Annotated in this window: 7 protein-coding genes, 1 tRNA gene and 1 pseudogene; all 9 read left to right on the top strand. The window is 52.4% G+C overall.

Features of this window, described 5'->3' with window-relative positions:
* The coding region (locus tag PACILC2_RS12455) for a hypothetical protein (RefSeq protein ID WP_213529029.1) at positions 1-216 on the top strand (216 nt) is incomplete at its 5' end.
* 171 nt (positions 217-387) lie between these two features.
* Positions 388-1,284 carry a hypothetical protein gene (locus PACILC2_RS12450; protein ID WP_213529028.1) on the top strand — a complete coding sequence of 299 codons (897 nt, stop codon included), beginning with the start codon at positions 388-390 and terminating at the stop codon, positions 1,282-1,284.
* 11 nt (positions 1,285-1,295) lie between these two features.
* The gene (locus PACILC2_RS12445; RefSeq protein ID WP_372447120.1) at positions 1,296-2,171 is read left to right on the top strand and encodes a sensor histidine kinase; all 876 of its coding nucleotides are present in this window, start codon (positions 1,296-1,298) and stop codon (positions 2,169-2,171) included.
* Positions 2,149-3,636 carry a response regulator gene (locus tag PACILC2_RS26865; protein WP_244863470.1) on the top strand — a complete coding sequence of 496 codons (1,488 nt, stop codon included), beginning with the start codon at positions 2,149-2,151 and terminating at the stop codon, positions 3,634-3,636. The genes PACILC2_RS12445 and PACILC2_RS26865 overlap by 23 nt, the downstream gene beginning before the upstream one ends.
* A gap of 174 nt (positions 3,637-3,810) precedes the next feature.
* Complete coding sequence (locus PACILC2_RS12430) at positions 3,811-4,722, top strand: ABC transporter permease (RefSeq protein ID WP_213529026.1); 912 nt, start codon at positions 3,811-3,813, stop codon at positions 4,720-4,722.
* Positions 4,716-5,576, top strand: a complete 861-nt coding sequence (locus tag PACILC2_RS12425) for a carbohydrate ABC transporter permease (RefSeq protein ID WP_213529025.1) — start codon at positions 4,716-4,718, stop codon at positions 5,574-5,576. Before PACILC2_RS12430 ends, PACILC2_RS12425 begins: the two co-directional genes overlap by 7 nt.
* 30 nt (positions 5,577-5,606) lie before the next feature.
* Positions 5,607-7,151 carry an extracellular solute-binding protein gene (locus PACILC2_RS12420; protein ID WP_213529024.1) on the top strand — a complete coding sequence of 515 codons (1,545 nt, stop codon included), beginning with the start codon at positions 5,607-5,609 and terminating at the stop codon, positions 7,149-7,151.
* Between the two features lie 18 nt (positions 7,152-7,169).
* Positions 7,170-8,454 (top strand): annotated as a pseudogene (locus tag PACILC2_RS29385) (FAD-dependent oxidoreductase).
* 157 nt (positions 8,455-8,611) lie between these two features.
* Positions 8,612-8,687, top strand: a tRNA-Asn gene (locus tag PACILC2_RS12405).
* Position 8,688: the final 1 nt, after the last annotated feature.

Raw genomic sequence — 8,688 nt, 5'->3', positions numbered from 1 at the left:
CAGCCAAAACGCTGCAGACGACCGAAAGGCAGCGGACAACCAAAATGCTGCGAACGTCCAAAAGGCAGGCGAACGGCCGAAAAGCAGCTTACGGCCAAGACGCTGCGGTCCGTCACAGGCTGCAGTCGGCCGGGGCGCACGTTCTGTCCTCTTGCCGGCGTTCGTTCGTCATGTTCCAACGGGCATCTGCTTGGCGATTTGGGGCGATTCCTTTGACTCATTCGTTCGGGGGAGGCCAGCGGGCGATGCCCTCAGCGGGTTTGCACAGCGCGGCAACCCGCCTTTTTTTATTTTAACCGGCGATGGTCGCGGATCTTGCCCGGCTGGCCGCAATGGAATCGCGAAGCGACACTCTCCATTAAAAAGAAAAGGTGAATATCGATGAGTATGGCCAAACGACTTGTACCGACTTCGTTAAAGAACAGGCTTTTTGCCGCATTTCTGCTCCTCATTCTGATTCCGTATTCCCTTCTACAGCTGCGCAATTTCAACATTATCCAGAGCACGTTTGAGACCAACATCGGTTCGCAAAACAAGTACCAGCTGGAGCAATTGAAAACGAATTTCGAAGAGTTGAAGAGCACGGTTTTAAAGACGGTGTTTCAGATGGAAAAGGATTCGCGCATCCGGCTCGTGCTGCAAAATGCAAACGCATACACGGCGGAAACCCGGTTTGAAATCGTATCGGACAAATTCAGGGATATGATCAATAATTTGCAGCAGCCCGACGATTCCATTTACATAACGCTTACGGATTTGCAGGGGGCGGTCTATGCCTCGTACGAGACCAACAATCTGCTTGCGAATGGGAAAATCGAGCACGATCGGCAGATGGAAAACATGCTGCGGAACAAGACCGCTTATGTATGGGACACGGGAAAGGACGAAGTTCATGCCGCCGTATCCGGTCGTTCCACGCTGCTTACGTTCTACTCGCTGCTCGGGGACGCGGCGGAACCGCCGCTCGGCTTCATTCGGGTAAGCATCGATTACGAAAAATGGTTGAAAAACGTCGTCAAAAACTTTCCCGTCCAGCAAAGCTTTTTCATCGTGAATGCCGGCGGCGAGGTGCTGGCCCGTACGAACCAAAGTCTCGCCCTCCATTCCGAACGGCTGCTGGCGTCTTTGAGGCAAAAATCGGACGCGGATTATGTCACCGATGCGAATCGTTCCGTCATCGTGACCGATATCGGCATCCCGTCGATGGACTGGTATTTGGTCAGCCAGTTTTCACTCGATTGGTTTTTCGGAGATCTGAAAAGATCAACAGTCAATTTTTTGTAACGTTTCTGTTCATGACTTTCGTTTTCATCCTGATCACCTTTTTTATCCTTTCGACCATTACCCGTCCGCTCCAGATTTTGCACAAGAAGATGTCGGGGATGGTGGCCCAAAATTTCAAGATCCGAATCCCCACCGAAAAATATAGAGGCGAGATGCTGGTCTTGGCCGCAACGTTCAACAAAATGGCCGAAGATATCAGCGCGCTGGTGGAACGGGTCAAAATGGAAGAACGGCAGAAGGAGGCGCTCCGGTTTCAGATGCTGCAGGCGCAAATGAACCCCCATTTTCTGCTCAATACGCTCAACACGATAAAATGGAACGCCTTGTCGAAAGAGGATCGGGAGACGGCCGAGATGTGCATTTCTCTCGGGAAGCTGCTCGAGGCGAGCCTGAATGCCGAATCGGAGCTGATCCATCTGCAGGACGAGCTTGAGCTGATCCGCGCTTATGAGTATATCCAGACTTTTCGTTTCAACCAAAAGTTCGAAGTGCGCTATGAATGCGAAACGAAGCTGCGCTATGCGCTGGTCCCGAAGCTCAGTCTGCAGCCGCTGGTGGAGAATGCGATTCAGCACGGATTTTCGCGAATGCATGAAGGAGGGCTCATCCGGATCCGGGTTTACGACGACAGGAATCGTTTGATCCTCGAAGTGGAAGACAACGGCATCGGCATCGAAAAGGCTGCGATGTCCCGACATGCGCGCAAACGGAAATCGCTTGGCTTGCATAATGTGCGGGAAAGATTGAAGCTGCTGTTCAAACAGGAAGGCGAGCTCGAATTGATCCCGCTGCCGCAAGGCACCATGGCCAGAATGCGTTTTCCGCTGTTAATTTCGGCCCCATATCAGGACGGAGGCGATTCCGATGTGGAAAGTGCTGCTCGTTGAAGACGAGACATTCGTAAGAAAGGCGTTAAAGCAAATTATCCGGTGGGAAGATATGGGCTTTCAGGTGGCGGGAGAAGCGGAAGACGGCGCGGAAGCATTGGAATTCATTCGAAACGAACGGCCGGATCTCGTGATTTCGGACATCGTCATGCCGGTCATGGACGGAGTGGAACTGCTGAAGCAGACAAGAGAGCTGGGACTGGATAGCCGTTTTGTCATGCTGACATGCATGAACGAATTCGAGTACGCCAGACAAGCGCTGGAATACGGGGCTTCCGGATATGTGCTGAAGCTCTCCATGGACGAAAGCGCGCTCCAGAACATATTAAGCAAAGTCGACAAGGAACTGGCCGATCGTGTGGAACGAAAGGCGCAAATCGAATGGCGCCAATACCAGCGGTTTTATGAATGGAACTGGAGAAATTACGTCAACCCCGATACGCTTCCCCGGCGCGACGAGCCGTTCGAATCGCTCCCGGCATCCGTCCGCTCCTGCCGGCTGGTTTTGTGCTGTGCGCTTCATGGGGCGGAGCCTTTTTCCGGACGCGACGTTCTGGAATCGGATCTCCTGGAGCGGAATCCGAAAGCCTTCGTCCACGAATTCAGAAAAAACGGCCATACGACCGTATTTTATTGGAGTCCGGACGAGATCAGGATGAAAACGAACGGCGACCGGCCGTTCCCCTATGCCGGCGTGTATTCTTCCCCTTGCACGGTGGAGGAAGTTCCTGCCGTCTGGAATCAAGCGCTTCGCCAATTGGACGAACGGTGGTACAGCGGCCGGACCGGCTTGGCGCCGCTAAATCGCGAAGGGCTCGGACTGTCCGCGTATGTTCCGCTGCCGTGGCATCTTGAGCGCGATATCATTCAGAGCTTCGAACTGATGAGAGAGCAGCAGGTCGACATGCTGCTTGACCAGGTCTGGCGTTTCATGGAGGAGCACCGGCTGCCGATGCATCTGGTAAAAGAAACGGCGGAGCGAATCGACAAAATATGCGCGAAAATCGCCGGCCTGAACGCGGATCATGCGGACGATCTGCTGGAAAGCCGCAGTCACGGCGAGCTGAAGCTGCACATACGGAAAGCGCTGGAGCGGTACATGACGCATCGGATCAAGCAGAGCCGGGTTTTGACCGACCATAAGGAAATCAACAAAATTATTGACTACATAAAGCGCAACTATGACCAAGACGTGACGCTGAAAGCGATGGCGAAATATGTGGCGATGGATGAAAGTTATCTGAGCGGTCTGTTTAAGAAGAAAACCGGGGAGACGCTCATTCAGTATTTGCACCGGGTTCGAATCGAACAGGCAAAATTTTATCTGGAACAAACCGACTGGCCGTTGCACGAAATCGGAGAGCGGGTCGGATTCGCCAATGTGAACTACTTCTTTAAAATTTTCAAGCGTTTGACCCGGCTTACGCCTACCGATTATCGGAACTCGCTCAAAAACCGTTCGTGAACATGTGCGCGACAAACAGAAAATCGTTCATTCATCAAGTTAAATATGTTCATTTTGGCGCATTCGGCCCGGTGATATAGTGAACTCATAAATTGACTTGGAAAGGTTGTGAAAGACGACTTGCAGCAGGGAGCGATATCCGGCCCGTCTGCGACAGCTGCCAGGAATAAGGCGATGTTGCGAACCTTGGGAAGACAGATTTGGAAATATCGGGCCTATTATCTGATGCTTCTTCCAGGAATCATCTATTATGCGGTTTACAAGTATTTGCCGATTTACGGAATTGTCATCGCTTTCAAAGATTATGACATGTTGGCAGGCATAGCGAACAGCCCCTGGGCAGATCCGTGGTACAAACATTTTCAAGCGTTTTATGAGTCCCCGTATTTTAGCCAGCTTCTCGTCAATACCGTATTGATCAGTCTTTACAAGCTGGTGTTTGGCATGTTTCCGCCGATAGCTTTGGCCGTTTTGTTGAATGAATGCCGTGTTGACTGGTTCAAAAGATGGGTGCAGACGCTCAGCTATATGCCGCATTTTCTTTCGTGGGTCATAATTTACGGCATTCTGATCGTGCTGTTGTCGCAAGATTCGGGAATCGTCAACCAGCTCATCGCGGAGTTCGGCGGGAATCCGATCCCGTTCCTTACTTCGACGGAATGGTTTCGGAGCGTCCTGGTCGGATCGGAAATCTGGCAGAACCTCGGTTGGGGGGCGATCATCTATTTGGCCGCGATGGCGGGCATCGACCCCACCTTGTATGAAGCCGCCAGAGTGGACGGGGCCAGCCGCTTGCGCATGATTTGGCATATTACGCTTCCGGGCATTCGCAACGTAATTGTGCTGCTGCTGATTTTGCGCCTGGGGCAAATGATGGATGCGGGGTTCGATCAAATTTACATTTTGTACAACATCCATGTTTACCCGGTCGCCGACATTCTGGACACGTGGGTATTCCGGACCGGTCTCGAACAGTGGAACTTCAGCCTGGCTGCCGCCGTCGGCCTGTTCAAGTCGGTCATCGGGCTGCTGCTTGTGCTCGGCTCCAATTCCTTGGCGAAAAAATGGGGGGAAGGCATATGGTAAGGGGGCTGGAAGACAAAATTTTCAACGCGGTATCGTACACCATTCTTGCCCTGGTCGGTTTGGTGACCGTCGTCCCCCTGCTCTATGTGCTGTCCGTATCGCTGACCCCGTATGCGGAAGTGCTGAAAAACGGCGGATATGTGCTTTTTCCGAAAGAAATTACATTCAACGCCTATGAAAAGCTGCTGTCCAACTCGGCGATCCCGAGGGCGTTCCAGATTACCATATTCGTCACGGTAGTGGGAACGGCGATCAATTTGACGCTGACCGCCTTGCTCGCTTACCCTCTCAGCCGCAAAGGGATGCCGGGCCGCCGTTTGTTCCTGTTCATGGTCGTGTTCACGCTGTTGTTCAACGGCGGCATCATTCCGACCTACCTGATCGTGAAAGCGACGGGACTGATCGATACGGTTTGGGCTCTGATCGTACCGAACGCCATCTGGAGCTTTAATGTGCTCGTCATGAAAGGCTTCTTCGAGAACTTGCCCGAAGAGATATTCGAATCCGCGCGTATCGACGGGGCGCATGAATGGCGGATTCTGCTTCGGATCGCCGTCCCGCTTTCCATTCCGTCGATCATGACGATCGGCCTGTTCTACGCGGTGGGGCATTGGAACTCCTTTTTTGCCGCCATTATGTACATTACGGATCGCTCCCTGTTTCCGCTGCAGGTTGTGGTCCGGGAAATTCTGATGATGACCCAGCAGCCGCTGGAAAACGCCGAAGATATGGTGCCGACGGTCACGATGCAGATGAGCGCGGTTATTTTCGCCAGTTTGCCGATTATCGCGGTTTATCCGTTTCTGCAGAAGCATTTCACGAAAGGCATGATTATCGGATCGATTAAAGGTTGAATGTGACCAAATTCCAAAAGGAGGACGAATATGGCAAAGAAACAGCTGGTATTTGCTTTGCTGGCCGCAGGCGCTCTTGCAAGCTTTATGCTTGCCGGTTGCGGCTCCGGCAACGAAACCGGCGGCGCGGAAGGCTCCGGTGAAGGCGGCGCGAATCAAGCGTCGGCCCCGGTAACGATCAACATGACGCTGCCGGGCACGGGGCTGCCGACTCCCGACAATGACGATATCAAGAAGGCGCTGGATGAAAAATTAGGGACAGATATTCAACTGACGGCGATTCAGTCCGGAGATGATTACAACAATCAACTGCGGGTGCGTATGTCTGCCGGCAATTATCCGGATTTGTTCACGACCAGCTACACGTACTTGAAGGAATTTGCGGAGAAAGGGCTGATTTTGGATCTGACGCCGTATTTGGAAAAAGAGCTGAAGCCGGCGAAAGACTTTATTACGAATTTGAGCAGCGAGGATATTTGGAAGAAAGTGACGGTGAACGGTAAAATATATGCCATTCCGAGAGTACCCGACGTTCCGTTCTCTTCTTTCTGGATCCGCCAGGACTGGCTGGATAATCTGAAATTGAATCCGCCGACGACGCTCGATGAATTGTTCGAAGTGGCGAAAGCGTTCACAGAGCAGGATCCGGACGGCAACAAGAAAAACGATACGTATGGCATTACCGGTCAAAAATTCGATGCTTTTTCCCCGGTATTCGGCGCATATGGCGTGGGGCAGCCCGGTACCTTCTATGAGAAAGACGGAAACGTGATCAACGCCTATTACGATCCGAACATGCCGGAAGCATTGGCGTTTATCAAAAAGCTGATCGATGCGGGCGTGGTCGATCCCGAGTTAATGACCAACAAAGGAACCGTAGACCAGCAGAAAGCTTTCCAAGGAAAGGCCGGCATCATCTTCAAAGGATGGATCGAAATTTCCAAGGATGAATTCGTCAACCAATACAAAACGATCAATCCGAAAGCCGAATGGGTGCATATCGACGCGCCGAAAGGACCGGCCGGTCAATTCAACGGATCGTTCGATTTCGACATGCCGTCGAGATATTATGCGATTCCGAAAGCGATGGAGAAAGACAAGGCCAAACTGCAAAAGATATTCGATCTGATCAACTATGTATCCGGCGAAGAAGGAAACGACCTTGTCATGTACGGCATCGAGGGCAAGCATTACAACGTGGTGGACGGCAAGGTCGAGCCGACCGAACTGATGGCTGTAGAGGGGAACTATTTCCATCTGTATCAAATTACAGGCCGTCCCAATAAGGAATATCTGGAAGTGAAGTTTCCCAACCAGGCAGAAGATATCGAATTTGCGATCCGAATTCCGCGCATCAAAACGTTGGACAGTTCCATTGTTCCGCCAACCGGATTCAATAAGGCCGATGCGGACCGTTACGCTGAGGAAGAACTCGTGAAATTCGTCTATGGCAAAAGACCTTTGAGCGAGTACGGCGATTTTCTGAAAACGCTGGAAACGACGTTCAAATACAATTTGTATGTGGATGAAGCCATGAAGCAAATCAAAGAGCAAGGATTGGCCAATAACGGATAAAACGGAGGAGGAAGCGAAATGGCGGAAACCGATTATGATGTGATTGTGATGGGAGGAGGCCCAAGCGGCATTGCGGCTGCGGTTGCGGCGGCGCGGGAGGGAGCGAGCACCCTTCTGATCGAGCGATACGGATTTTTGGGCGGCGCCGGTACGGCGATGATGGTCAACCCGTGGATGTCGTACTGGGCAGGAGGGTCCGATCAGGTGCAGCTTATATTCGGCGTGCTGCAGGAATTGATCGATCGCATGACCGAGATGGGCGCATACGGTCATCCGAAGCAAATTACCGCTTTCGACCCCGAAGCGTTGAAAGTCGTGGCCGAACGCCTTTGCAAGGAAGCGGGAGTAACCCTCTTGTACCACAGCTTTCTGGGCGCCGCCCAGATGGATGATTCCGGCCATTACATTAAATCCGTCAAGGTCGCCAATAAATCGGGTCTGGTCGATTTCTCGGCCAAAATGTTTGTGGATGCGATGGGCGATGCCGATCTGGCCGCATTGGCGGGAGCCAAGGTCAATAAAGGACGTTCTGTGGACGGTCTGAGTCAACCGATGACGCTCAATTTCCGGGTGGCCAATGTGGATGTCGACCGGATGCCGGACCGCAAAGAAATTACCCGCCGTTATCTGGAAGCGAAAAAAAGAGGCGAGATCCGCTGCCCTCGTGAAGATGTCCTGTGGTTCTATGCCAACCAACCCGGAGTGATTCATTTCAATACGACCCGGGTCATCCTGAAGGACGCCACCAATCCGTGGGAATTGACGGAAGCGGAAATCGAGGGACGCCGCCAGGTCCAGGAATTTGTCCGGTTTTGAAAAATATGTGGAAGGATTCGAGCATGCTTACCTTCAGACGACCGCACCGCAAATCGGTGTCCGCGAATCGCGCCGCGTAGTAGGGGAATATATACTTACAGCGGAAGAATTGCTTGCTGCTTGCAAGTTCGAGGATGTGATCGCCCGCGGCGCTTACCCGGTAGACATTCATAATCCGAACGGCGAAGGAACGATTCTTCAGCATCTCAAACCGGGCGAGTGGTACGACATTCCGTTCCGCTGTCTGGTACCGTTAAAAATTGAAAATTTGCTGGTCGGCGGGCGTCCGATTTCCGCTACGCACGAGGCGCATTCGGCGATCCGCGTACAGCCGATTGCCATGGCGATCGGGCAGGCGGCAGGAACCGCGGCGGCGATATGCGTCAAAGAGCAGGTCCTTCCGCGTCAGGTGAATGTTCGCCAGGTGCAGGAATCTCTGACCAAGCAAGGCGCGAGACTCGGAATCGAAGCGAACCGGAATCCGTAAGGACAGCCTTTCGTGCTCCGGCAGGGGTTCGGCCCCTGCCGGAGCATTGGATTTGACGCATAAAAACGGTCCCGATCGCGAAGTCTAAAAATAAGATTTTTACGCTTGACTCGGAAAACAGGTCGTGATATATTAACTATTGTCACTTTCGTTATATTCCCTGATAGCTCAGTTGGTAGAGCACTCGGCTGTTAACCGAGTTGTCACAGGTTCGAGTCCTGTTCGGGGAGCCAT

Source organism: Paenibacillus cisolokensis (genome assembly GCF_018403665.1).
Classification (GTDB): Bacteria; Bacillota; Bacilli; order Paenibacillales; family Paenibacillaceae; genus Paenibacillus_AH; species Paenibacillus_AH cisolokensis.
This window is presented reverse-complemented; position numbering and strand designations above follow the sequence as displayed.

Coding starts and splice junctions, on each gene's coding strand:
- PACILC2_RS12450 (WP_213529028.1), top strand. CDS start 388: ATGGCCAAACGACTTGTACCGACTTCGTTAAAGAACAGGCTTTTTGCC.
- PACILC2_RS12445 (WP_372447120.1), top strand. CDS start 1,296: ATGACTTTCGTTTTCATCCTGATCACCTTTTTTATCCTTTCGACCATT.
- PACILC2_RS26865 (WP_244863470.1), top strand. CDS start 2,149: ATGTGGAAAGTGCTGCTCGTTGAAGACGAGACATTCGTAAGAAAGGCG.
- PACILC2_RS12430 (WP_213529026.1), top strand. CDS start 3,811: ATGTTGCGAACCTTGGGAAGACAGATTTGGAAATATCGGGCCTATTAT.
- PACILC2_RS12425 (WP_213529025.1), top strand. CDS start 4,716: ATGGTAAGGGGGCTGGAAGACAAAATTTTCAACGCGGTATCGTACACC.
- PACILC2_RS12420 (WP_213529024.1), top strand. CDS start 5,607: ATGGCAAAGAAACAGCTGGTATTTGCTTTGCTGGCCGCAGGCGCTCTT.